The organism is Aeromonas sp. QDB34 (assembly GCF_027705405.1).
GTDB lineage: Bacteria > Pseudomonadota > Gammaproteobacteria > Enterobacterales > Aeromonadaceae > Aeromonas > Aeromonas hydrophila.
The window spans coordinates 203,481-227,980 of sequence record NZ_JAPDBT010000007.1; the positions used below are offsets into that span (position 1 = coordinate 203,481).

Annotated in this window: 30 protein-coding genes; 23 read left to right on the forward strand and 7 right to left on the reverse strand. The window is 56.3% G+C overall.

Annotated elements, in window-relative coordinates:
- Positions 1–182: 182 nt before the first annotated feature.
- The 7 genes from OKC29_RS23060 to OKC29_RS12275 all read right to left on the reverse strand — a co-directional run bounded on the left by OKC29_RS23060 (position 183) and on the right by OKC29_RS12275 (position 7,963).
- On the reverse strand, positions 183–644 hold the full coding sequence (locus OKC29_RS23060; RefSeq protein ID WP_442865655.1) for a DUF6527 family protein: 462 nt from the start codon (positions 642–644) through the stop codon (positions 183–185).
- Positions 641–1,822, reverse strand: a complete 1,182-nt coding sequence (locus OKC29_RS12250; protein ID WP_182859643.1) for a ThiF family adenylyltransferase — start codon at positions 1,820–1,822, stop codon at positions 641–643. Before OKC29_RS12250 ends, OKC29_RS23060 begins: the two co-directional genes overlap by 4 nt.
- On the reverse strand, positions 1,797–2,546 hold the full coding sequence (locus tag OKC29_RS12255) for a multiubiquitin domain-containing protein (protein ID WP_182859642.1): 750 nt from the start codon (positions 2,544–2,546) through the stop codon (positions 1,797–1,799). Before OKC29_RS12255 ends, OKC29_RS12250 begins: the two co-directional genes overlap by 26 nt.
- A gap of 84 nt (positions 2,547–2,630) precedes the next feature.
- Positions 2,631–6,014 carry a UvrD-helicase domain-containing protein gene (locus tag OKC29_RS12260; RefSeq protein ID WP_182859641.1) on the reverse strand — a complete coding sequence of 1,128 codons (3,384 nt, stop codon included), beginning with the start codon at positions 6,012–6,014 and terminating at the stop codon, positions 2,631–2,633.
- Between the two features lie 2 nt (positions 6,015–6,016).
- Positions 6,017–6,586, reverse strand: a complete 570-nt coding sequence (locus OKC29_RS12265) for a hypothetical protein (protein WP_182859640.1) — start codon at positions 6,584–6,586, stop codon at positions 6,017–6,019.
- On the reverse strand, positions 6,586–7,356 hold the full coding sequence (locus OKC29_RS12270; RefSeq protein WP_270669276.1) for an RNA polymerase sigma factor: 771 nt from the start codon (positions 7,354–7,356) through the stop codon (positions 6,586–6,588). The genes OKC29_RS12265 and OKC29_RS12270 overlap by 1 nt, the downstream gene beginning before the upstream one ends.
- Positions 7,357–7,618: 262 nt before the next feature.
- Positions 7,619–7,963, reverse strand: a complete 345-nt coding sequence (locus OKC29_RS12275) for a helix-turn-helix domain-containing protein (RefSeq protein WP_182859638.1) — start codon at positions 7,961–7,963, stop codon at positions 7,619–7,621.
- Positions 7,964–8,234: 271 nt separating this feature from the next.
- Between OKC29_RS12275 and OKC29_RS12280 the strand changes: the two genes are divergently transcribed.
- The 23 genes from OKC29_RS12280 (at position 8,235) to OKC29_RS12390 (ending at position 24,444) form a co-directional block, all read left to right on the forward strand.
- Positions 8,235–8,600 carry a hypothetical protein gene (locus tag OKC29_RS12280; protein ID WP_034165697.1) on the forward strand — a complete coding sequence of 122 codons (366 nt, stop codon included), beginning with the start codon at positions 8,235–8,237 and terminating at the stop codon, positions 8,598–8,600.
- A gap of 17 nt (positions 8,601–8,617) precedes the next feature.
- Positions 8,618–9,304, forward strand: a complete 687-nt coding sequence (locus OKC29_RS12285; RefSeq protein ID WP_034165698.1) for a hypothetical protein — start codon at positions 8,618–8,620, stop codon at positions 9,302–9,304.
- Positions 9,305–9,388: 84 nt separating this feature from the next.
- Positions 9,389–9,952 (forward strand): lecithin retinol acyltransferase family protein, encoded by a 564-nt coding sequence (locus OKC29_RS12290; RefSeq protein ID WP_182859636.1) that lies wholly within the window; start codon positions 9,389–9,391, stop codon positions 9,950–9,952.
- A 36-nt stretch (positions 9,953–9,988) separates the two neighbouring features.
- Complete coding sequence (locus OKC29_RS12295) at positions 9,989–10,414, forward strand: DUF2787 family protein (RefSeq protein ID WP_182859901.1); 426 nt, start codon at positions 9,989–9,991, stop codon at positions 10,412–10,414.
- 10 nt (positions 10,415–10,424) lie between these two features.
- A complete protein-coding gene (locus OKC29_RS12300) occupies positions 10,425–10,853 on the forward strand; it encodes a hypothetical protein (RefSeq protein WP_182859635.1) in 429 nt (142 codons plus the stop codon).
- A complete protein-coding gene (locus OKC29_RS12305) occupies positions 10,828–11,130 on the forward strand; it encodes a hypothetical protein (RefSeq protein WP_182859634.1) in 303 nt (100 codons plus the stop codon). The genes OKC29_RS12300 and OKC29_RS12305 overlap by 26 nt, the downstream gene beginning before the upstream one ends.
- Before the next feature lie 90 nt (positions 11,131–11,220).
- Entirely contained in the window at positions 11,221–11,718 is a 498-nt protein-coding gene (gene radC, locus OKC29_RS12310; RefSeq protein WP_182859633.1) for a RadC family protein, read from the forward strand.
- Positions 11,715–11,906 (forward strand): hypothetical protein, encoded by a 192-nt coding sequence (locus OKC29_RS12315; RefSeq protein ID WP_182859632.1) that lies wholly within the window; start codon positions 11,715–11,717, stop codon positions 11,904–11,906. The genes radC and OKC29_RS12315 overlap by 4 nt, the downstream gene beginning before the upstream one ends.
- 24 nt (positions 11,907–11,930) lie before the next feature.
- Positions 11,931–12,269 carry a hypothetical protein gene (locus tag OKC29_RS12320; protein ID WP_174434933.1) on the forward strand — a complete coding sequence of 113 codons (339 nt, stop codon included), beginning with the start codon at positions 11,931–11,933 and terminating at the stop codon, positions 12,267–12,269.
- A 115-nt stretch (positions 12,270–12,384) separates the two neighbouring features.
- Positions 12,385–12,891, forward strand: coding sequence for a hypothetical protein (locus OKC29_RS12325; RefSeq protein ID WP_182859631.1), 507 nt, complete (start codon positions 12,385–12,387; stop codon positions 12,889–12,891).
- Positions 12,891–13,106 carry a hypothetical protein gene (locus tag OKC29_RS12330; RefSeq protein ID WP_182859630.1) on the forward strand — a complete coding sequence of 72 codons (216 nt, stop codon included), beginning with the start codon at positions 12,891–12,893 and terminating at the stop codon, positions 13,104–13,106. The genes OKC29_RS12325 and OKC29_RS12330 overlap by 1 nt, the downstream gene beginning before the upstream one ends.
- On the forward strand, positions 13,103–13,465 hold the full coding sequence (locus OKC29_RS12335) for a hypothetical protein (RefSeq protein WP_125602574.1): 363 nt from the start codon (positions 13,103–13,105) through the stop codon (positions 13,463–13,465). Before OKC29_RS12330 ends, OKC29_RS12335 begins: the two co-directional genes overlap by 4 nt.
- On the forward strand, positions 13,462–13,749 hold the full coding sequence (locus tag OKC29_RS12340; RefSeq protein WP_232090958.1) for a hypothetical protein: 288 nt from the start codon (positions 13,462–13,464) through the stop codon (positions 13,747–13,749). Before OKC29_RS12335 ends, OKC29_RS12340 begins: the two co-directional genes overlap by 4 nt.
- Positions 13,750–13,818: 69 nt before the next feature.
- Positions 13,819–14,361, forward strand: a complete 543-nt coding sequence (locus tag OKC29_RS12345) for a hypothetical protein (RefSeq protein ID WP_182859629.1) — start codon at positions 13,819–13,821, stop codon at positions 14,359–14,361.
- 1 nt (position 14,362) lies between these two features.
- Entirely contained in the window at positions 14,363–14,704 is a 342-nt protein-coding gene (locus OKC29_RS12350) for a hypothetical protein (protein WP_182859628.1), read from the forward strand.
- 30 nt (positions 14,705–14,734) lie between these two features.
- Positions 14,735–15,031: a hypothetical protein gene (locus OKC29_RS12355; RefSeq protein ID WP_182859627.1), complete on the forward strand. Its 297-nt coding sequence runs from the start codon at positions 14,735–14,737 to the stop codon at positions 15,029–15,031.
- 115 nt (positions 15,032–15,146) lie between these two features.
- Positions 15,147–15,461 (forward strand): hypothetical protein, encoded by a 315-nt coding sequence (locus tag OKC29_RS12360; protein WP_182859626.1) that lies wholly within the window; start codon positions 15,147–15,149, stop codon positions 15,459–15,461.
- 2 nt (positions 15,462–15,463) lie between these two features.
- Entirely contained in the window at positions 15,464–15,859 is a 396-nt protein-coding gene (locus OKC29_RS12365) for a type IV toxin-antitoxin system YeeU family antitoxin (RefSeq protein WP_182859625.1), read from the forward strand.
- Positions 15,860–16,294: 435 nt separating this feature from the next.
- Complete coding sequence (locus OKC29_RS12370) at positions 16,295–18,145, forward strand: class I SAM-dependent DNA methyltransferase (protein WP_182859624.1); 1,851 nt, start codon at positions 16,295–16,297, stop codon at positions 18,143–18,145.
- Positions 18,135–19,484 carry a restriction endonuclease subunit S gene (locus tag OKC29_RS12375; protein WP_182859623.1) on the forward strand — a complete coding sequence of 450 codons (1,350 nt, stop codon included), beginning with the start codon at positions 18,135–18,137 and terminating at the stop codon, positions 19,482–19,484. Before OKC29_RS12370 ends, OKC29_RS12375 begins: the two co-directional genes overlap by 11 nt.
- Positions 19,481–21,937 carry an McrB family protein gene (locus OKC29_RS12380; RefSeq protein ID WP_232090957.1) on the forward strand — a complete coding sequence of 819 codons (2,457 nt, stop codon included), beginning with the start codon at positions 19,481–19,483 and terminating at the stop codon, positions 21,935–21,937. The genes OKC29_RS12375 and OKC29_RS12380 overlap by 4 nt, the downstream gene beginning before the upstream one ends.
- Before the next feature lie 110 nt (positions 21,938–22,047).
- Positions 22,048–23,262, forward strand: coding sequence for an McrC family protein (locus OKC29_RS12385; RefSeq protein WP_232090956.1), 1,215 nt, complete (start codon positions 22,048–22,050; stop codon positions 23,260–23,262).
- A gap of 33 nt (positions 23,263–23,295) precedes the next feature.
- Complete coding sequence (locus OKC29_RS12390; protein ID WP_270669277.1) at positions 23,296–24,444, forward strand: type I restriction endonuclease subunit R; 1,149 nt, start codon at positions 23,296–23,298, stop codon at positions 24,442–24,444.
- Positions 24,445–24,500 lie beyond the last annotated feature (56 nt).

Below are 24,500 nucleotides of genomic sequence, written 5' to 3' on the forward strand. Positions count from 1 at the left end.
AAGTACAGACCAGAGAATAGCTACAGCGATGCTACATAAGTCTCATCGCTGTAAGCTCTTCAAGATTGGAGTGCTCCCATATCGGTTCAAGCAGAGGATGAAATTCACCGGCTAATCCGAATCAATGTTAAACGATACCCCTCGGCACTTTCGAAACTGATTGTAAGCTTATCGCTCTAATTCTACAGCCAGCGTTGAAGCCATGCTTTAAGTCGAGTCCAGATACTAATTGACTGGACAGGAGAACACTGTTCTCGGGGAGGAATAGCATTCGACAACTCAGTACATGATTCATTCAATACACGGTAGTGTGCAGCCTTGGCTTTTTTGTCGCGTAATCGTTCCGCCTCTATCTGGCCTTGCGACCAAGGTCCCGACTCTAAAACACGTCCTCGCTGAATGATGTAATGCGACCGACATTTCTGATTCCAGTTGCCTATGGAGGGGTGGAGCGAGATGGACTCTCCATCGAACGTCATTCGCCAGTCGGTCGGGGTGAATGGGGTCACCACGCGGTCCCCGCAACCGCAGCAGCATGAGTGCACTGCGGTTGCATAGTCCATCGAGATATACAAGATGCCAGGCTCCAACTCGCGTGGAACATTTCGCACAAAACGATGTTCCAGACTCTGATAGCGAATCATGTTTGATCTCCGTTGAGCAGCATGCTCCCATCGGTCGTGTACGTACTGTGATGCTCGCCCTCCAGGTCTCGATAGAATCCGCAAAGCTTTTTCCACTTCACGACTGCGAGACAAGCATTCAAGGCATTAAGGTCGGCCACCTGGATATTGGATGCGTACACGTCCTGACCTCCGCCACCAGCAAAAGAAATGCGCCCTGCGTGGACATGCTCGCGTTTCGCCGGCGTGCTAGTTGTCACCCGCAGAATACCGCCCAAGCTACCGTTGCTAAGTTCAAGCCCCATCCCGACGTCGATGAATGGCACTCCAAGTGCTTCGAGTTTCGCCACCACGGCCCGCTTTTCCTCACCCGCGTCCATGCTGATGAACGCAAATGTGATGCCGTCAAGCAGCCCCAGCGTCTCCGTTTTCATCTTCACGGGGTGAGCCACGATCCCGCGATGCATCCGTTCATAGATGCCCTTCAGGTAGTGCACCTTTTTGGGGGCGTCCCGCAACTCCTCGAGCGATGGTGCCCCGGGCGCACGGAACGCGTTGTGGGAAAGAAAGTCGTCATCGTCGAAGATCCGGATTTCCCTAACCGGCGTTTTCGCGACCAGATCGAGGATGTACCCACCGGTACCACCTGCGCCGAGGATGCCCACCACCTCACCTTCCAGCTTGCTAGATAGCGCGCCCAGGCCTACCCGGCTGGATGCTGTATCGAGGTAGTTGAAGACGCTGGGCTCATTCTCATCGTCAGCACCACGGATCAGCCGTGGGCTGACTCCGGGCTGCAGGACGGCCGCCGGGCCGGCCAAGATGGTCGCGTACGTAGCCATCTTGGCGTAGTAGTCCGGGTAGCCATCCGGATTGGGTTTACTGGAAAAGCTGTGCCTTGCGGTGAGCCCGTAACCGAGGTCGGTGTTGGGCGACGCATGGGAAATGCCTGGCAAGGGCGTTCCATTCGCGCTGCAGGGGAAGTCGCCGTCCCAGTGGATTACGTGTGTCTCTGGCTTGCGCGTCCGATCCCCAGCCAAGTCAAGGTTGGACACCAGCGAGCCGGTACGCACACGGCATTGAGCGTCGACATAGGGTACTTCCAGCATGACTAGGAGACTCCCCTGAATGCGAACGAAGTAGCCCTCCGTACGCAACCGGGCCAGATCGGCATTAAGACTGAACAGTTCTTGTGACATTGAAAATTGTCCCCTGTTTTTTGACTTCAACGGAGCCACCCTCAGCGAGTTCACCAGCGCGGGGGTGCGAGGCAGCATTGCGGTACGTCATCGAGAACTTGACGTTAGTCTCTGCTGGCGCGTTCGGATGGGACAAATTGACCACCTGCTCGAAGGTGACATGCTTGTCAGGCACAATCTCCTCGACAGCATTGACCACGATGACGTAGCTCTTTTGCGGCTTGAGGGCGGTGATAAACCGCTCAATGCCAGGGTTGTCGAGATTGATTTTGTCATCCGGCTCGATGAGGATGTCTTCGCCGCCCCGTACTTCCAGGAAGATGGCCTCTTCGGGCGAGGCTTCGGCTAGGTCATACAAGACGCCGCCAGTCAGCTCCGTATGCCCCCACGCCATCTGGCGATCGTTCAATGAAAACTTGAAGTCGCGGTCGGACTTGAACGCAATGAAGCGTTCAGCACCCTTGCCTCGCAGATCCACTGTCTCGTCGAGACGAATGTCCTCAAAATCACCCGAGGCGAGAAGTGCATAGAGTAGATAGTCGCTGCGGCGATCGAGCCCCGCGCTGTCCAAGATTTGCCGGCCAGTGGGGACCGGGTCAGGCACGTCAATGTTACGGAAGGTCAGTCCTTCCAAGCCGAAACGGATGCGGTAGGCGCAGGCCTCTCGCAGTGGACGATCTTCACGGATCGCGTCACCAACGTCGTCAAACGGAGAGTTTTTCATATGGTCCTCTAAAGTGTTGCGACAGAGTTTGTTCTGCCTTCAACTCTCTAATCGGACCCAGCGACTGCCGCCGGTAAACTTTTTTCAGAATTGTTTTAAGAAGGTTCCATGGGGGGCTGCACCACACACGAAAAAGGCCGGGCAGTTCGGGCAAGTGGCGTCCGAAGTATTTGTTGGGAACTGGCCGTCTCGGATACCGCGGAAAATCTCGCCCAATTTTTCTTGGCGATTGCTCAACTCTTTGGGACTGAGTTTCAATGGCTTGATTTCAGCATCAGCTAGGTAGACCAGTTCCAGCTCAGCACCCGGGAACTCCGCCTGGGCCGCTAGTACAAATGCAGCTGCACCAACGTCCTTGCTGTCACGGCTGGGCGCATGGCCAGTTCTCACCCGGCGTATGGCCCGCTTTCCGTCTTTCACGAGGACATCATCCGGTGTTACCTCGATCTCATGGCCGTCTAGCACAATTCGCAGTGGGGTCGGAGCTTCAACCTGCGCGCCAGCCCTCGATGCCAGGAAATATTGGAGCATGGTGGAGGCTATCGTACGGTAGTCATCGATATAGCCATGTTCATGAAGCCCCTGAGTCGCGAAGGCCTGAGAAAGCAGGTCCTCCCACTCAGCACTAGAGCTGCCCTGCGCGACGATCTTCCGGTAGACCTCACGAATCGCTTCATGCATATGCATAAATGAACTCATGCCGCGCCGGCCACCCACCTGAAGCAAGTGTGTGTAGAGGAATCGCCGTGCACACGACTCGTAAAGCGCGACCGCATCTGAGCTGAACCGCGGGGTTCCCGAGAAGACGATGGGTATTTGCGTATCGTCCGGGGCAGGAGGTAATACAGTAGTAGGCGTGACGGCGCGCCGTTGAGCTGGACCAATGCGATCCAGGAACTGCGATAGCGGCCTGGCACGCCCATTTGATGTTGAGGTTGCTCCGTAAAACGCCAGACGTGTCTTCGCCCGGGACATTGCGACGTAGAACAAGCACTCCTGCTCTTCGTTGTGGGCCGTCCGTGCAATATCCTCTACGCTCCCTTGACCACCAGCGACCATGCCTGCGGGTAGTGGATACTTTGATGTCCGAAGCGCCCCTGGGATGGAGTCCTTGTTGACGCCCGCAATGTGAACCACTGGAAATTCCAATCCTTTCGAGCCATGGATAGTCATGAGGCGAACCGCATCAATCCCCTGGGCTGCCGTGGGTAGCTGCCTCAAATCTCTATCGTCCCGAAGGCGCAGCAGTCTCCTCACGCGATCAGAAAGCCGCTGGATCGGGAGACCCTGGCCGTTAGGCTGTGCCCGAACGAAGTTCATGAACTGCCAGATTGCGATGCCCTGAGCCTGGTCCGAGACGCAGGCTGAAGACGCTATGCGGGCAGCATGTCTAGTCCGGTCGAGCAGAAGGGTTGCCAGCACGGTCCAAGGTTGGGAGGTCGCGTCGAAGCCTGCAAGAGCTGCATTGAGGTAAGACAGAGCAGCCTGACCAGCAGGTGTCAGTTCAGCTGGAATGCTAAGTCGCCAAGCGCCAGGTTCCGCGTCGGTACCTCGTAGATGCTCAAAGACACAAACTACATCCTCCAAACTCATGGCGAATTCCGGCCAACAAGCCGTCCGGATCATCCCCATCGCGCGCCGATCCACAAGTAGTGATAGCACCGCGACAAGGTCTTTTACTTCCGGGCGCTCAAACAGACTGCCTAGGAAAAGCACTGGAATGCCGGCACGCTCGAGCTCACGTCCAATTTCCGAAAGTCGATCGTTGCCCCGGCAAAGGACTGCCTGGTCCCGATACCGATAGCCCGACTTACTAAGCTCTTGAATGCCATCAGCTATGGCCGAGGTCAGCAGGGAGGCGTTGTTCACTGTGATGACTTCGGGCAGCGTTCCGCTTGGGCCTCTATCCGCCTCAAGGGCCTCTTCTCCATCAGCTGTGGACATACCTGTAGCAAAAGCAGAAAAAGCATGGACAACTTCAGGGGTGGAACGGTAGTTGATTTTCAGGCTGTCCCGGACCGCTCCAGGGAAATCTTGGCAACCGAATCGGGCCATGTTGAACGAAGAGGCGCCGCGGAACCGATAGATTGACTGCTTGGCGTCCCCCACCACCCAGAGGTTATTACCTGACGGCTTCAGTGTCGTAAGAAGCCGAACGCTACTGTGGTTCACGTCCTGATACTCGTCGACTAGAATGTGGTCATAGTCGCTCTGCAACTGCCTTCGAACGGCTTCATCGCTCTCCAGTAGTTGAACCGGGCGCATAACTAGGTCACCAAAGTCGACACACTGAGCGAGTGTTTTGAGCTCTTCATAGCAAGCGTAGACCTTGGCGACTTCTGCTGCTTTCTCCGCAGCCTCCACTTCGCTCGGGTTACTCGCCGCGTTAGCCATTGCATTGGCTAGCGCAAGATAGGCCGCCGCATCAACAACTTCATCCTTGGCTCGTGAGATCGCGGTCAGGATATCCGCAGCTGTCTGGGATGGATCGTAAAGATTGCGATAGTGGGTTAGACCTAGCCGAGGAAATTCGTTTTCAAGCAGTTCTACTGCTTCGGTTCGGTCCATTAGGCGGGGATCGACCGGAAGGCCACATCGATCGTTGAATCGTCTGAGGATGTCCAAGCCAAAGCTATGGAAGGTCCCGATGCAAAGAGCTGCGGCTTCCGCTGGCCGCGTCAGCGCAATCCGCTCGGACATCTCCGCAGCAGCCTTGTTCGAGAAGGTTAGGAGAAGGATACGTCTTGGATCTACCCCCTCATCCAACAAGCTCTCAACTCGCGCCACCAGCGTACGGGTCTTCCCGGTGCCTGGTCCTGCTTGGAGAAGGAACGCGGCCCCACGATGGTTAGCTGCTGTTTGTTGCTTCTCGTTGAGTGGAATTTCAACAGGCGCTTCTGCTGCAACTACTGGCACTGGGGGGAGCAAAAGCGCATCAAGCATCTGCTGTGCGACGACCTCGAAGGGAGCCCCCAACCGGTTTGCAATCTCCGAACAGGTCTTCCCTTGAGTGACGTGCAAGTCGAAGACTCGCGACCGTGGCAACAGCAACTCTCTTGCGAAGAGGTCCATCTGAACTTCTCGGCGCTGCCGTCGGCTGTAATCGACCACTCGTTCTATCCCAACTGGCGAGACCTCAGAGGTTCGTGTTGGATCGATTTGAGATGCTGACCCTTCCTCTTCCTCACCGTCGCCAAGCACGGCGTGCCCGATTTCATGAGCTACGAGAAAGGCTTGCTCGAACGGAGTTCCTAAGTCCTCATGAACAATCAGCGGCAAGGCGGCATCAAACGTTGCGCGTGCCCCATCGAGGATTGAAGCACCGGGGACGCATCTTTCAACCAAGATGCCCAGCTTCTCCGCTATGTCTTCGGCGAACCGATAAGGAGACCATGGATCGGTGCCGTGTTGGACAGCTTCATCATGCAATTGTTTCGCGTACTGTCGAGCAAGTTCTATTGGGTCCATGGTCACTCATCGTCGAGCAGTTGCTTTGAAATGCTTGCCTCATCCATTCCCGCCTCTCTTAAAAGGCGTTCAAGCGGGACTTTTTCGGCTAAGGCGGGTTTGTCATCGGACTTGTTTGAACGAACTGATGAAGCCTGCGCAGGCAAAAGGAGAAATGACTGAACAACAGTTACTGATGTTTGTAACTCGTTCGCTAAACGTGTGAGGAACCGGCTTGGCAGCGTCGCAACATCAATTCGTCGCTCGCGAATGGCGACTCCGACTTGTATGGGTAATCCGAGAGCTTTGGCTGCGGCAGCGAAGATCTTTGGCGAAGCAGTTTGCAGCGTTTCCATCGTGACTGTGGACTCGTGGAGCCGATCCATTTTAGCGCTTATGGCGGCAAGCTCTTGCACGCTCAGCGGAAGGTCCTCGTCGACTTCCCGAGAAAGCTCTCTGGCAAGATCGACAAGATCGGCAGCAAACTGGGGGTAGTCAGCTAGATACTGTTTGAGGATGTCAGTCTTAGGCTCGAAATCCATCGCGAAAGCGTTCATGACGTCTTCGCTAGAAATAGGCGAACGCTTAGTCATCACTGTTTCCCCTTGCGTTCAAGGCGCAATCGTAGAGTTGCAAAGGCCTTGTCACGGTGTGTTCGGATAGTCTTCTCACTCTTGCCCAACGCTTTGCTTATGGTAACGGCAGAGGGCTCTTGAGAGTCGATGGGAATGTCTTGAAGGAGCATTTCGATGATTCTTCTTTGGATTGCAGGTAGACCATCAATCGCATTGTCGAGCTGTAGTCGGTAAGATTTTTGATCAAGATCGTGAGGGTCAAAAGGATCATAGCCGCTGATTGCCGCCCCAGCAGCAAGAGATACATCATCTGTGAATAACTCTTCACTCCGATTTTCATGCTTCCAATGGCGCTTGCTAGCATCCGCACGGTCTTTCGCAATGGCCGAATTGAAGTTGATCTCGTAGTAGTCCAGCCGGTCGTCGTATGACGACCTGTCACTAAGTAATAGATCGATGAATCGGTCTATAACATCATCTCGGATGTTTGCCTTGGTTAGTGAGAGGGTTGATTCATCTGAATTTTCAGCGCGAGGAAGACGACAGTAAACTCGTTGGAGTAAGAATTCGATTGGCTTCTTTCGAAGCCCCCCTTCTTCCAAATTCCGAACAAGATGCACTAATGCTTCTGATGAAACAAAGCAGGGATCGGTAGGTGAGAGAATTGACGTTCTGTATTCAAGTTCCGCTTGGCTAACGGTTGCCAACTCTTGAATTTCAGCTTCAACATTTTCACGACGGGAGTACAAGGTTCCATCAAGTTTGCTTTTGCGAAGAGGGCGAACCACAGATATTCCTCTGTTTTATTTATACTCCGGCCCTTTTAGTAAAGGACGCTAAGGTAAAGTAATTTAGGTGTATTACTACGCTATAAGTACCCGTACAGAGCTTATCATCGCAGTCAGTGCGATTGAATACAATCTCAGATAGATATCATCAGGAGACACCAAGCAAAGATCGCCGTAAGTCCGCTTGGGAACGCCATTGCGGCCTCCCAAGTTATCGGTCCTAGTATCCCATCGGTCTGTCATCGATGCGCACTGTGAGTCATTAAGGCGCCAGTCGTGCTACCAGCTTATCAACCACCTCCAGCACCAGCGCTCTGTCAGCTGTATCGAGTTTGGCCAACTGCTGGCTGAGCACAATGCCTTGTTCGGTGGGGCGGTTGCTGGTCTCACGCAGAAAGTCTGCAAGCTCACAGCCAAGCAGCTGAGCCAGCTCAGCGAGCCGCACGACGGTCGGCACCACGAGGCCTCGCTCCATTCGGGAGACGGCTTCCATACCTATCTTCAAGTGCTCTGCCACTTGCTCCTGAGTCAGCGCCGCCTGCTGGCGTTGGCGCCCAATCGCTTTGCCCACGCTCTTGGCCAGCTCTTCAGAGTTGATGTTTGTCATAAGTCCTCCAATCAACCCTGATAGTTGACTATGGACTTTTATTGACATTAAGGACCCTTTGCGATGAGGATCATCCCATTAGATCTAATTTATTGAAATAGTCACCCCAACATCGAAAGGAGTTCGACACGACCTAACCTCACTCCATCCACTTGGTGGCATTTGGCTATCAGCCCGCACCACCATTAACTCATTACGTTTGCCCCCGTTAGGCCGAGAGGTTCACCTCGTCGGTCAGGCATCCTTTTGCCATTTTTATTAAGGAGAGATCATGAATCGCACACTGCTTTATCCCTTGTTGCTGGCCTGTGGCCTATTACTGAGCGCTTGCGATACTGCATCCGCTAATGGCCCCGAGTTCAGTCTGGAAGTGGAGTACACCGCCATCGGAAGACCACAGATACGCGTCACCTCGCTCAACGATCAAGTTACCATTCAGAAAGTGCTGATTAATGGCGGCAAGAGTAAATGCCGGGTGATGCTGCGCAATGACTTGATGGGGTCGGTGGGAGGAACCCATTTCCCACTCAAGCTCAATTACACCGAAAGCTGGCGGCTGGTCATGACCGAGCCGTGCCGATTGAGAGAGGTGACCCTCTTCACCAATCTGGGCAATGCCTCTTACACCATTGAATAATTTGTCTGGAGAGTGACATGACAGAAAAAATCAGACTGGCACTGTGGTGCACATGGTTATCGCTGTTTGCTTTACCGACCTGGGCTGCGCCTGAATTCACTGTGCCAACAGTCACTAAACGGGTACCGGCCAACGTTGAGGGCACCCTCAATTTCGCCAGCATGCAGTTTTGGATAGAGACCGCGAAAGGGGAACGCATCATGTTGATGCCGCTGGATGAAGATGAGCCACAGCTCATTCCCAGTATCACCCAGCAGGTTTCACTGAACGGTTTTATGCTGACCTATTCAGATGGCAGTCGTTACTTCGAGCCCTCCTTTGCACCTGCGTCAGCTGCATCAAGTACCACGTCATTGACCATCGTGAAAAATGACGATGACAGTATCGAGATCCGGTATGGGGGTGAGGTGCTGCTGCGCACCGATGAATATGACGCCATCAAACTCACGCACCGTTTGCCGCTGGCCAACGGGCAGGCGGTCTTGTTTGAGCTGCACAGTGGCGGTGTGGCATGCCCGGTGCTCTATCAGTTAGCGGTCGTTCAGGCGGGGGCATTGACCATGCTTTCATCGCCTTTTGGTACTTGTAGTGATGAAGGCAAGCTGACCTCCGAACCCAACGGTTTCCTCCTCGACCTGCCCGGCAATCCTCGTCAGCGCTGGGTATGGGATGCCAACAGCTTGACGCTGCGCAAGCAATCCTGACCACCAGCCACCACACATTCATCACCATCAGGGCACCTTCGGGTGCCCTCTGTTTTATGCCGCATTTTATTTAAGGAACTGTTCATGCCATTACCACAATCAGGGGACCACCTCGTTTCCCCCCGCACCGGTTACCAGCACCACGGTCTCTATCTGGGGGACCATCAGGTCATCCACTACCAGGGGGCCAGTGCCGGTATACATTCCGGTCAGATAGCTATCACCACCCTTGCCGAGTTTAGCCAAGGGCGGGGCTATCGCATCCAGCACCATCGCGCACGAGCGTTCAACCGGAAGGAGAGTATCGACCGCGCTTACTCCCGTCTTGGAGAGGCGCACTACAGCACGCTCTTTAACAACTGCGAGCACTTCGTGCTCTGGTGTATCGAGGGCTTTCACTACAGCAAGCAGATTAACCAGCTGATTGCCACGGGGTGTATCGCACATCAGGCGCTTCGCACTGTGGCTCGGCAGCCTACCCTTGCGGCCCTGCCTGGCATGGCCAGCAGCACGGCACTGAACCCATCAGCAACTACCGCTGTGACCGCCGCAGTCGGTGCGCTGCTTGGGAGCTCGGCCACCTCGCTGGTGGCCCCTTTGGCTGCCACCTACGGCCTCTACCGCGCCTGGCGCTGGTTCAGGGATTAACGGCTCTCACATTCGATATAAAAAGGACACACCATGATGACCATGCCATTTCACCTGGCAGGGATGACCCTGCCGATCTCGCCTGAGCTACCTGACTTGCTGCGCCGTGTCGTGCGGGAACAACAGCTTGACCTCACTCACCTCTCGACCCTGACCTTCAACTTTCGCAACCCCGGCTACAGTGCCGAAACGGGTGGCGTCCATCCGGTCGAGTTGCGGCTGATCCGGGGATTACACGGCTGGGTCTTCGATTACATCACCGACTTCAGCTACCAGGGCCTCGGCCAGGATGCAGAGCTCGGCAAAGAGCTCGACTTCAACCTCTCCTGTGATGAGCACTATCTGCAGGGCTGGGGACCACTGCCCGGCATGGAAGCGCGGGAACTGTTTGCCCTGTGGCAGAGCAATTTCATCGCCTATGGTCAGCTGGGGTATTTCACCGTCATCGTGCGTGGGGATTAGGAGGTGTGTGATGACTAACGAACTGCCGCTGTCCCACTACTCGCGCCAGTGGTTGGGACTGCTCGCGGCCAAAGCCGAGCTGCAGCCGACTCGCCAGGGCGAGTGTTGGTTGCTGCACCTAACTCCTGGTAGCACAAACGCCCGCACCGTCACGCTGCATCTACGTTGGTCTGGCATGCAGTGGCAACTGCGCTCTCTCACCAATGCCGAGGATTGGCGCTCCATGAGTCAGCCCGTGGATGAAATCTGCGTTGATCCCAAGCGGCACTGTTTTTGGCGCAGCCAGGCAGGACCGGTTCCACTCTCTGAGCAGCCCCGCGTGCTGGGGCGCTTTTTGAGCAACCTGCAGCGTACCTGCATTCATCACGGCTATCGCGTCGAGAGTGATCCCTTACCCCAAGAGGAGGCACACGATGCCCAAACAACCGATAGCCGTTGAGCTGGAAGCCATCAATCGAGATGGCGAGACGCAGGTGGTGCGTGACAGTGGCCTGACCGTACACGGCTACAGTGTCTACCTGCGAGCGATGGAGGCAAGCGAGCTGGCCCTGGCTACCTGGGTAGCTGACTACGACACCATAGGACCGGCCTACCAACTGGCAGAACGGCTGAGTGTGGCACTCGCTATCCCGCTCACCATACTGGTCCCCGGACCGCTGATGCCGGTGAAGCGGGAACCCACAGCCACGGCAAGCCCCATCACCACGGGCAGCTGAACCATCCTGAAAGAGAACCAACAACCGCTCTACCTTTGACCCCGACATGCTTCCTGCGTGCTGGGGTTTTGTTTATTTGGAGAACCCTACATGCGTTACCACAAACTCAAAGCCGGAGAATGCCCCGGCACTTATGTCGTCACCGAACCCGTGACCGAGCAAGACCTGCTGCGTATTGCCAATCAGATTGCCCGTAAACGCCTGGCCAAAGGCACTGCCATTACCAGTACCACTGAGGCCGCCGAGCGGCTGCAAACCCTGCTGCAGGACCGGGAGCATGAAGTGTTTGGGGCACTGTTCCTCGACTCCCAGCATCGCGTACTGGCTTTTGAGGAGCTGTTTTGGGGCACCCTAGACAGTGCCAGCATCTACCCACGGGAAGTGGTCAAGCGGGCCTTGCTGCTTAACAGCGGGGCCATTATCGCGGTCCACAATCACCCCAGTGGTGACCCGGAACCCAGCTACTCTGACCGGGTCTTTACCCAAGCCCTCAAAGAGGCCTTGGCGCTGGTGGATGTCCGGTTGCTTGACCATCTGGTGGTCGGTGCTGAGGGCGTGGTATCCCTGAAAGAGAGAGGTCAGCTATGAACTTGGTCCCAGGCACATCACACCTCACCGCCCTCGATATCCTCCTCGAATTGCGCTTTTGGCTGGCAGACAACGTCGAGATGCAGGCAGAGCCCGCCATCGTAGCCCACCTGCCTAACGGCTACCAGCTCACCCAGGCTGACTGCATCGAGGTCATTGATGTGCTGCTACATCAGCTACACCATTAGTTGCACCAAGAAGGGACAAGCACCATGCGATTACCCAATCCCTATTCCCTTGAGGAAACGCTCGAGAAGCTACGCCATTGCCTGAAAACCACCAGTAATGAGGATGCGCTGACGTTGCTGGAAAAGGCCTTCACCAAGGCTCGTGATGACGAGGTTTATGCCAAGCAATTTGAAGAGACTTTGCTGCATGGCTCCACCATCGAGATACGCGAATGTCTTAGCTGCTTTGGCGACTACTTCGAGCGTTCCAGAGATGTACCGCCCTATTACCCGCATCACGATGCCGTCAACGGCATTGATTGTGCGCTCTACGCCATCCTGTTTGATGCTGCTCACCCAGACGCAGAGCAGGCACACGAATAACGCCAGCATCCCCAAAACCGGATCATCAGCGCCAACACAATGATCCGGATATCCCGACATCACCCACAAGGCCACCTCACCGAAGGTGGCCTTTTGCATTTCAAGGAGTCACCCCATGTCTGCCTTCATGATCGATCGCCAGGATTACCTTGCCTTTGCCGTGCAGTTACACCGCTTTTGCAATGCCCCGATGCCACCGCACTACACCCTTGAGTTGCTGCGCTCCCTCTGGTGGCTACCGCCAGCAGACACCACCAGTACCTGGACGTGGCGGGTAGATCGGTTAGTACGACTGATGATGCTCGCCAATCGGCGGGCGGTCTGGCATCGCTATCAGCTAGGGCGTCAGCAGGATCAGAAGGAACCACGCCAGCACTGCTCTACCAAACTGAGTCCATTTAAACCTGCCCACCGTTACCACCAGGCACCACTCACCGATAGCGAGCTGGTGGCGCTGTACAAATTCACCTGCTGCGCCCTGTACCAATCGAGTGAATGGAGCGGGAGCCCTGAGCAGGCTCCCCGGCTGGTGAAAGTGATTCAGCAGTTGCAACAGGCTCTCGCGCAAGACGTGCTGACCCGGTTGTCACTGTGGGAGCAAGCCCCTTGGGGGGAGATGTGATGGACCTTTCCATCACTCTGACAGTGACAAGCTCACCATCGAGCTCAACCGCCCAGATAGCACAACGTATCTCTGATGACATGGCATACCTGCATCACCGTCTCGGGGATGGGGTCAGCGATGAACTGAGCATCAGCATCAGTTACCTCGTTGAACAGTTTGCGCTGCTGGCAACGGCTTACCGAGCACCTGCAGAAAGGGAGAAACAACCATGATTGAGTTCAATGACAGCTTTAGCCAGGCCGCCGTAGCGGAGGCCATGTGTGCCCATCCAGCACTCGCCAAGCTCATCAGTCAGCAGTTGATGCTGCCGGGCTTTGCCTATGCCCACGATGTAGAGGGGCGGCGTATTGGTGGCCCGCTGGTGGCCCCCAACCCGGTGTTGCACAAGACCACGCTCTTTGTCAGTCCACGGGATATGCGTGAGCACCTGCCACGAGAGATTAACTTCGCCCGCTTTCGCTGTGCCTGTAATGCTGCGGGTCAGCCGGTCGGCGAGTGGCAACGGGTGATAGTCGGAGCCTACGTCAACCATGGCAGCAACGACGCGCCGGATTGGAGCAGCCATACATGACAGCGCCCACTGCATCACCAATGGCCCCAGAGGCTGCTATCGCCAGTCTCCGAGCACATATCGAGGAGTTCATTGCACTGGAGCTGACCCAAAGGCTCGATGTACAGCTGGCTAACCTAGTGCGTTCCGGCGTGTTGGACCTGGATAACTGGGACGGGGCAAATCTGGTTTTGCCTCGCACAGTGACCACGGCACTGCTGGAGGCTGCCGCCGAGCGGGTGATTTGGCACAGCCACCGCCGTCGCTATCAGCGAGACATCAACCGCCTCAAGCAATCGCTGTAGACAATCCTCCCCACAACCTCATGCAGCCCCTCACACCGAGGGGCTGTTTGCATTTTAAGGAACCCACCCATGCACGACCTGCGTGATTACAAGACCCTGACCGCTCGGCAGCTCACCACTGCCATCGGTCAGCTCAACCACAACACCGCGCCGAAGATAATGACCCATCTGGCCTTGCGGGCCACACAGCAGCATCCGCTCGGTAATCAACGCAGCAGAGCCAAGGCGCTCAAGCTGCTGCGCCGAGTCAAGAAGGCTCACAAGGCGGGGCGTATCCAACTCGAGCTCACCGTAACCGGCTGCCGCATCGACCGGGGTAGCCATCAGGCCGACCGTTACTACTACGACCGAATGCTGCTGGCCCAAGGCTGGCAGCAATACGACACCGAGGAAGATGCATGGTATTTCGGCATCTGGATTAACACCGAGAAGCTGGAGACCTTTACCTATGCCGAGGGGGATACCCACCATGTGATTGCGCTGAACGTCGAGGCGTTTCGGGCCGAACTGGCGCGGCTCTATCAGTACCACCCGCAGGCCCCAGCGTTTATCAGTATCGACCCAGAGGCTGGCGTTGTGACCCACCATTTTGAAACCAAGCCGGAGGTGTGAGATGGCCAAACACATCACCATCAAAGTACCGGGCAAACACCCGCAGACCGGTGAACTCACCAGTTTTGAGCTCAAGGGCCAGCGCATCGATATCGACATCGGCGGCCAGGCCGTGCCTTTCCTCATTCATGGGAGGGGCATTGGGACCTCGCTCACCCACATCCCGAGTGGCTATCGCATCGCGCTGATCGGTGGCTGGCTCACCGCTCGTTACGCAATACCAGAGAATAAGCCCAGCAGAACGGCCTGTGCCCAGATGGCCATAGACCGGCTAGTGGCTCAGTACGGCTCGCTGCACCTGCAGGACCGACTCAATGGCAAACCGGTTATCAATCAGCTGTAACGTACAGCCAAGACAACAAGGAACGATGCAATGACCAACACCCTACCTGCAACAACGAACCCACTGGCAGGCCATCCCGTGATGCAGATGCTGGATGTCGCCATGAGCGCCATCGTTGGCGATTACGATGACGCAGACCTTGTGCCGGAATGGCAATGGGTCAAGCGCATGGTCTCCCATGAACATGTTGGCGTGAAGGATGACTCCGCCTATGAGTACACCCTGAACCTGGCCGTGGATCTCGATGCCATCCCGCCAGCACTGCAGCCCCTGCTCACTGCCGCCCAGCAGGCTGGCGTGAACTACATCCTGTTTTACAACGGCTAGCCACCGTGACCTGGTAGCGGTCAACAACCACAACCACCCAGCCCCCCTTATCCACAAACAGCATAAAGGGCCAGCCCTCACAGGCTGGCCCTTTGCATCATTGGAGTCACCGAACATGACCCGTCTTATCACAGGGCTCGAGGTACATCGCTATGCCCCCGAGCTCAACAAGCTACACCTGCGCAACCGCCAGACGTTACCAGCGCCCGGCATCACCACCATCAGGGAAGCCAAAGCTCGCCTGTTTGGCCGCTGGCAACCAGGGCATCAGGTGACCATCACCGTGAGCCATCCTGACTACGTCAATCTCTCCCGGCTCTACCGAGGGCGACTGACAAACCTGACAGATCTCCCAGTGCACCTGACCAGGCTACGCCAGCGCCACAACGTGCCCGGCACCTGTATAGACATTCAACTGAGGTATCGCTAATCATGACCACGACCCATCCCACACACTCTCCAGAGCACCAGACTCTCACACCGCTCCCCAGCATTTGCTGGGGTCTGCCGCGTGATATCTCCCCACGCTTTGGCGCTCGTCTGATACAGAGTCGCTACCGGCTCGATTTTCTATCCGATCGAGCCAGTCTGATAGGTGAATGGAGTGAGACGCAGATAGCCAAGCTCGACCTGGCCTTCCCGGCAATCATCAAGGCACTGGAAGCCAAGCTGCTGACCTGCGAATTGGATGCCCAGCTCCAGCACTGCATCACTATCCAGCACGGCGGCTTTACCTGCGAAACCGATACCCTTGGCAGCTACGGCTATGTGTACTTGGCCATTTACCCAGCGACCAACATGGGCGTCAATCCTGAGCGCAAGGCGTGACCACCAATCCGCTTGTGGTTACATTTTGGCACCTACTCATCCGTGATTAATGGGATAGGTCGTGGGGAAGGCCAATTCATGGCCTTCCCTTTGTTTTTTGTCCGCCAACTTGAGGCGTTGACCATTTCATCTCTGCAATAACAACGATGCTCCGTGATCGCCATTACGCGTGACATTACGCATAGTGCTGCGGGGTTCATTTGTATAAACTGCCCGCCAGATAATGGATAGACGACTGACGGGCCGGACTTTTTCTCGCCGATGCATCATCTTGGCTGCATCGCCTTCTGTTGACCCACCACCCTGAATAGGTCCCTGCTGTGCCCGCGAGGCTCGGCATGTGCCGCCCCGTCAGTCTTACAACTTGGCCCGCATCCTCACCTTGGTTTTCGCGCAGGTGGGTTGTGACGGCAACACGCATAACCGGAGAACCCCATGACCGACCCCAACGAGCTCAGCCAGGCGCTGCTGGCCGCCGTTCCTGAAGATGGCAGCAGTATCGGCAACCAAGCCCTGATGGAAACCTTGAAAGCCCAATTCAGCGACCTGACCGATGAAGCCTTTACCGCCGCACGCGAGGGCCTGCTGGAACAGGGCGTACTGCGCAAGGGGCGTGGGCGGGGCGGTGCAGTGCTCCGGGTGTTGGAAGGCGAGGCTGCCGTGGTTGCACCGCGCAAAGCGAAGGCCAGTGGCAGGGCTAAGCAGGCCAAGGATGCGCCGCAAGCTACCGGCATCGAGGGGCTGAAGAAGACCCTGTGGGCTGCCGCAGACAAGCTGCGTGCCGACATGGACGCCGCCGAGTACAAGCACATCGTGCTGGGCCTTATCTTCCTCAAGTACATCTCCGACTCCTTCGCCGCCCGTCGCGTCGAGCTGACCCGCCGCTTTGCCGATGAGAGCGACGAGTACTTCCTCTACGACTGTGACGATGAGCTGCTGGCTGAGGAGCTGGAAGACCGTGACTACTACCGTGAAGTGAACGCTTTCTGGGTACCGGAAGGGGCCCGTTGGGAGGGGCTGCGTGCCCATGCCAAGCAGGCCGATATAGGCAAGCGCATTGACGATGCGCTGACCCTGATCGAGCAGGAGAACCCGCGCCTCAAGGGCATCCTCGACAAGCGCTACGCCCGTGCCCAGTTGCCCGATGGCAAGCTCGGCGAGCTGGTGGATCTGGTTTCCAAGATTGGGTTTGGCAGTGATGTTGGTGAAGCGCGCGACATTCTGGGGCAGGTCTACGAGTACTTCCTTGGTGAGTTTGCCAGTGCCGAGGGCAAGAAGGGGGGCCAGTTCTACACGCCTGCCAGTATAGTCAAGACTCTGGTGGCGGTACTTGCTCCCCATCATGGCCAGGTGTACGACCCCTGCTGCGGTTCAGGCGGCATGTTCGTGCAGTCGGAGAGGTTTATCGAAGCCCATGGCGGCAAGCTGGGTGATGTCTCCATCTACGGTCAGGAGTCGAACCCGACCACTTGGCGGCTGGCGGCCATGAACCTCGCCATCCAGGGGATGGACTACAACCTCGGGCGCGAAAACGGTGATACCTTCACCCGAAACCAGCATCCTGACTTGCGTGCAGACTTTGTACTGGCCAACCCGCCGTTCAATATCAGCGACTGGTGGCATGGCAGCCTCGAAGGGGATCCGCGTTGGGTCTACGGCACACCACCTGCGGGCAACGCCAACTACGCCTGGCTGCAGCATATGCTCTACCACCTCAAACCAACTGGTCGTGCCGGTATCGTGCTGGCCAACGGCTCAATGAGTTCCAGCCAGAACAGCGAAGGCGACATTCGCCGTGCCATGGTGGAGGCTGACGTGGTGGAGTGTATGGTGGCGCTGCCGGGCCAGCTGTTCTTCAACACCCAGATACCGGCCTGCCTCTGGTTCCTTGCCAAGAACAAAACCCGCCGCCAGGGCGAGGTTCTGTTTGTCGATGCCCGCAAGCTGGGTACCATGATCAGCCGGGTGCAGTGCGAACTCGATGAGCTAGCGATTGCCCGTATCGCCGATACCTTCCACGCATGGAAAGGGGATGGGGAGTGCGATCAGCCTTACGAGGATGTAGCGGGCTTCTGCCGCAGCGTAACCTTGGCCGAGATTGCCGAGCACGGCCATGTGTTGACCCCCGGCCGCTATGTGGGCGCCGAAGAGGTGGAGGAGGACGATGAGGCCTTCGCCGACAAGATGGCTCGCCTAACCAAACAACTCGGCGACCAGATGACCAAGGGGGCCGAGTTGGACCACTTAATTAAGCAAAAGCTGGGGGGGCTGGGATATGCGTTCTGACTGGGCAGAAGTTCAAACTATCGGCGAACTATTGGCCCGCGAAGGCGGTTCAATCAAGACTGGTCCATTCGGGACAGCACTAAAAGCCAGCGAGTATGCTGATGTCGGAGTCCCGCTGATTTCGGTCAGAGAGATCGGTCACGGCACATTTCACATCGACAGAAAAACCCCTCGCATTTGTAACGCTACGTTAGCGCGCCTTCCTGAATACATATTACAAGAGGGCGATATTGTCTTTGCGAGGAAGGGGGGGATCGAACGTTGCGCTTTGATTCGCAAACCACAGTCTGGGTGGTTTCTCGGTTCGGATGGCATTCGACTTCGACCACCAACAGCTTGTGACGCACGATTCATCGCATATTCTCTTCAAACGAACGCGGTGAAAGACTGGCTGGTTCAAAACTCGACAGGTTCAACGATGGCATCGTTGAACCAAGCAACGATTGGACGGTTGCCAATCGCATTACCAGCTATTTGGGAACAAAAAAGGATTGCGGACGTACTTGAGGCGTTCGACGACCGCATCGCCCTGCTGCGCGAGATCAACGCCACATTGGAGGCAATCGCTCAGGCGCTATTCAAGTCGTGGTTTGTTGACTTTGACCCGGTCCATGCCCGTGCTCGTGGCGAGCACCCAGCAGGTATGGCCCCCGAGGTCGCGCCCCTGTTCCCCGACAGCTTCGAAGAGTCCGCTCTCGGCTTGGTGCCGAATGGGTGGCGTTGGCGCACTATGGATGACGTATCGACAGTCGGCATTGGAAAAACACCGCCTCGGAAAGAACCTCAATGGTTCTCCGAAAATCTGGATGATGTTCCTTGGGTGTCGATCAAGGACATGGGCACCGCTGGAGTTTTTATAAATAAGACCAGCGAGTTTTTGACACCTGCGTCAATTGACCGGTTCAACGTCCGAGTGGTGCCAGACAATACCGTTTTGCTCAGCTTCAAACTTACGGTTGGGCGATTGTCCATAACTGATGGTGAAATGGTTACCAATGAGGCGATCGCACACTTCAAGCTAGGTGAAGACTCACCACTATCGAGTGCCTACATATACCTCGCGCTCAGGCAATTCAATTTCGAATCACTCAGCAGTACGTCGTCCATTGCAGAGGCGGTTAATTCAAAGACGGTCAGGGCGATACCAATACTGGTACCATCGCCAAGCCTAGTCGCTATGTTCAACGATCATGCCAACCCAATCTTTGAGCGTATTAAGTTGCTTGAGAAGCAAGCCCAAACCCTTGCCAACTTGCGCGACACCCTGCTACCCCGCCTGATCTCCGGCCAGCTGCGCCTACCAGAGGGCGATGCAATGTTACAGGATGCAGGGATATGACCGAACTTATAGAAAACGTAACACCGTCACGGTCCACCTATTTACTGACGTTCAACCCTAATAATTATCAGAGTGATCGCAATTTATGGGTTAGGGATGGTCAGGATAATCGTTGGGCCTGCCTCTCTACCAAGCCGCAACCTGGGGACAGAGTCTATGTTCTGCGTCTCGGCGAGGAGCGTGGAGGAGTGATCGCTAAAGGTACAGTAACCAAGGGCTGCTTTGAAGACGAGGACTTGCGTAATCCAGGTAAGACTCGCAGCTTTATCGCGTTCCGTGCAGAAGAGACTCGGGTTGATTGTGTCGCAGGCTTGCTGCCCATGGCTGTGCTCGAGAGACTTGGGCAGGGCTTCTTTTGGAGGATTGCAGATGACTCGGGAGTTCTGATACCCACCGATGTGGCGCAGCGGCTTGAACAAGCCTGGGAGGATGGGCGTGGTCAGCATAGCCTTGCACAGTGCGCACGCTGGTATCGGATGCAGTTAGAGTGGCATAACGATAGTTGGAGGCCGCAATACAGTGAGCGCGTTGCGACCTTAGCAGCCATTAAGGCGGGCAAGCAGTTGCTGGATGACGCTATCTTGGATTGGCTTTGGCGTGAAGGAAGTAACGGGGTTTGTACCGTGTCGCCAGGGCATCTATCTACCAAAGAGTACGAACAGAATATTGGGTTATTACGGGAACTGACAGAGTTGATCCTAGAAGACCCAGGGCGTGAGACTTACAACATTGTCTTTGAACGCTGGAGCGAAGCGCAGAAGGAAGGGCGTTTTCGCCAGTGTTCTAGGGCGGTGATACGCCGTGTATTTGCAGCCATAGCCCCCGATCGTTACACCACGCTGGTAAAGGTCGGACACTGTCGCGCACTGCTCAAACGATTTGCCCGCGAATTTGGGACCAAGGCGGTCATGAGCCAAGACTGGATTGATCTCAATCAACATATCAAGGAAGTGATGGATCTGGCGAAGTTGCCTCAGGACCACCCCATTGACAACAACATTCTGGCTTGGTTGCTGTCTAGTCCCATGGATGAGCCCGCCAAGACTAATTCTATCGACGAACCTGCGGCCCCAGCATCAGCAACTAAAACCGTGAATAAGGACCCCGTGATGAACGAGTCCCCGCTTAACCAGATCCTTTTTGGCCCACCCGGCACCGGCAAAACCTACTACACCATCAATAAGGCACTGGCTATTCTGGAACCGGAGTTATTGACTGAACCTGGGGTTACACGAGATGAGCTCAAGGCTGCGTTCGATCGATACCAACAGGCAGGGCAGGTCGCCTTCGTCACTTTCCACCAAAGCTTCAGTTATGAGGAGTTTGTCGAGGGTATTCGGGCTATTACCCGGGATGACGGGGCATTGGAGTATAAGGTTAAGGCTGGGGTGTTTGCCAAGTTATGCGAGCAAGCAAGTCGCGGTGTAACGGCCACCGAGGACTGTTTCGAACAGTCCTTGCGGCTATTGAGGGAACAGACTGAACAGACAGATGACAACCTGCTACTGATGCACACCACCAAAGGCAAGCCATTCAAGGCATGCTACTCCGGAGACAAGACATTCCTTATTTACCCTGCCAGCAATCCAGGTCTGAGTAATGGTTACAGTGCCAACATGGAGCATGTGCGTGCTCTGTACCAGACTGGCGAGAAGGCGGGGTATAACACCTCCTACGTATGGGGAATGCTTGACTACCTCAAGCAGCACTGTCAGTTACCTGCCGAGTACCAAGCACCTCAGCGCGGTGAGCGCAAGCCGTTCGTACTCATTATCGACGAGATCAACCGGGGCAACGTTTCGCGCATCTTCGGTGAGCTGATCACCCTGATAGAACCCAGCAAGCGGGCTGGGGCAAGCGAGGCGCTGACCACTACTCTGCCTTACTCCAAGCGTCCCTTTAGCGTACCGGACAACCTCTACCTTATCGGCACCATGAACACCGCCGACCGCTCGTTGGCTGGACTCGATATCGCGCTGCGTCGCCGTTTTGTGTTTGAAGAGATGCCGCCGAGGGCCGATTTGCTTGATGGCGTGGTCATCGAGGAAGAGGGGCACAAGGTAGACGTAGGTCGCTTGCTGCATACGCTGAACCAGCGAATCGAGGTGCTGCTGGACCGCGACCATTGCCTTGGGCATGCCTACTTTATGCCGCTCAAAGCGGCTTCAAAGCCAACCTTGGCGCAGTTGGGGGACGTCTTCAAGCACCAGATCCTGCCGCTGTTGCAGGAGTACTTCTTTGAGGACTGGCAGCGCATCGCCTGGGTGCTCAATGAGCATCGTAAAAATGAACCTAGCACTATGTTCCTTCACGAGCCCGAGTTCAATATCGAGGCTTTGCTTGGGAAGGTGCCAGTAGGCAAGCAACGCCAGCGTTGGACGGTGAACATCGATGCGTTTGAGAATCCAGCTGCCTACGCCCTGACCATTAAAGGTGACCGGGAGGCTAAGTGAAGGCTCCCATCACGATTCGCGAGTACGACCGACTGGTTGTAAGAGATAAGAGTGGGCCGATTCAGGCACATCCTGATATCGACCGAGTGGATTTTGATTGGCTCTGTCAGTTGAGTCAGCGTTATAAGGTCACCCATGCTCCTGCTCTGACACAGGTGGAAGATAGCCGGACCTTGCAACTGGACAACTACGTGGGGGTGATAGAGACCCCCACCGGGCAGGTTATCGAGATCCTGCCCAAGACCGCCAATGAGGGTGACCCACCCGAGCATGGCCGAGAGTTGATCCGCCGGATGCTGGAGCGAGCCCTGGATCTGCCACCCCGTGAAACGGCGGAGGCGTCGTTGGATCACTTTGATATGCCGCTCAACGAGTGGGTTATCGCGCGCTTTCTGGCCGAGCTCGATCAGCTGGTCAAACGCGGCGTGCGCAGTGACTATCAGCGCCTTGAGGCGACCGAGCCATTCTTGCGTGGTCAGCTGGATGTCGCCCGGCAGATGCGCCAGCCACCGGGCCGGGGCCACCACTTTGCGTTACGTTACGACCTCTTCTTGCCCGACCGGGCCGAGAACCGGCTGCTCAAGCGGGCGCTGGAGACCGTCGCCAATGCGACTCAGCACCCGGACAACTGGCGGTTGGCACAGGAGCTGCGCCACTTGCTGGTGGATGTGCCTGCCAGCCGCGACGTGGAAGGGGATTTCAGACTGTGGCGACATGACCGCTTGATGGCTCACTATCAAGGGGTTCGGCCGTGGTGCGAGCTCATCCTCTATCGTGCCATGCCGAGTGCCCTGAATGGTGAGTGGCGCGGCATCAGCCTACTGTTCCCCATGGAGAAGCTGTTCGAGCGCTATGTAGAGTCGTGCCTGCGTGAAGAGCTGTTGCCCGATGCCAACCTCAAGGCCCAGGTGGCCAGTCAGTACCTTTGCACCCAGCAAGGCAAGCAGATGTTCCGGTTACAGCCGGACCTCTTGTTGCAGCACGGCAACAAGCGTTGGGTGATGGATGTGAAGTGGAAGCGGCTCGATAGCAGCGACCGTGACGGCAAGTACGGCATCAGCCAGGGTGACCTCTACCAGCTGTTCGCTTATGGCCACAAGTACCTGACCGAGCAAGATGATGGTCATCTGGTATTGATTTATCCATCATGGAGCCAGCTCAAAGTTCCACTCGAACCTTTTTGTTATGATGCCCGCCTGACGTTGTGGGTCTTGCCGTTTGATTTGGCTGCCAGTTCGTCCCATCGGCTGATATTGCCATGCCAGCCGGGGGCAGATTCTGCGTGTGAACTGCGCTTGCCACTGAGGCCCACCGAGCCCGCCTGACGGGCGTTTCTCCCTGTTGATGAGTGATGGTGCATGACCGAAGATCAGTTGGAACAAGAGGTGCTGGGGTGGTTGGCCGAGGTGGGCTATCGCGTGGTGTGTGGCTACGATGTGGCCCCCGATTCTGATAAGCCGTGGCGTGCGAACTTCAATCAGGTGCTGTTGCTTGACCAGTTGAGAGGCGCGATAGCACGCCTCAATCCGTCTGTGCCGATGGTAGCGCGTGAAGACGCGCTGGCGCAGGTGGTCAATCTCGATACCCCGGCGCAGCTGTCGGCCAACCGGGCGTTTCACCGCCTGCTGGTGAATGGGGTGCCAGTCCAGTACCAGCGGGATGGCGAGACGGTGGGGGACTTTGTCCGCCTCGTTGACTTCGAGAACCCCGCCGCCAACGAGTGGCTGGCCATCAACCAGTTCACAATCAAGGGGCCCAAACACACCCGACGCCCTGACATCATCCTCTTCGTCAACGGGTTGCCGCTGGTTGTGCTGGAGCTCAAGAACCCGGCCGATGTGCATGCCGACATCTGGAAGGCATTCGACCAACTGCAGACCTACAAGGAGCAGATCCCCGACCTGTTCCAGTACAACGAGATCATGATTGCCTCCGATGGTAGCGAGGCGCGGATGGGATCGCTGTCTGCGGATGCCGAACGCTTTATGCAGTGGCGCACTGTGGATGGGGTCAACCTCGACCCCTACGGTGAGTTTGGCGAGCTGGAGACCATGGTGCGCGGCATTCTGTCCCCGGCCATGTTGCTCGATTACCTGCGCTTCTTCGTGCTGTTTGAAGACGACGGCCGGTTGGTCAAGAAGATCGCCGGTTACCATCAGTTCCATGCGGTCAGGGCGGCCATCGAGCAGGTGGTGCTCGCATCGCGTCCAGACGGCAGCCACAAGGGCGGGGTGGTGTGGCATACCCAGGGTAGTGGCAAGAGCATCACCATGACCTGCTTTGCGGCGCGAGTGATGCGAGACGCCGCGATGGAGAACCCGACCATCGTCGTCATCACTGACCGCAATGACCTTGATGGTCAGCTCTTCGGGGTCTTCTCACTCTCGCAAGATCTGCTGCGCGAGCAGCCGGTGCAAGTGAGTACGCGAGGTGACCTGCGTGACAAGCTTGGCAACAGACCCTCTGGTGGCATCGTGTTCACGACCTGCGTATTCCGGCGAAGTTGAACAGCCATTCCGGCCAACGTGAACACCCTGATCCTTAACGCGCTCACGTCACCCCG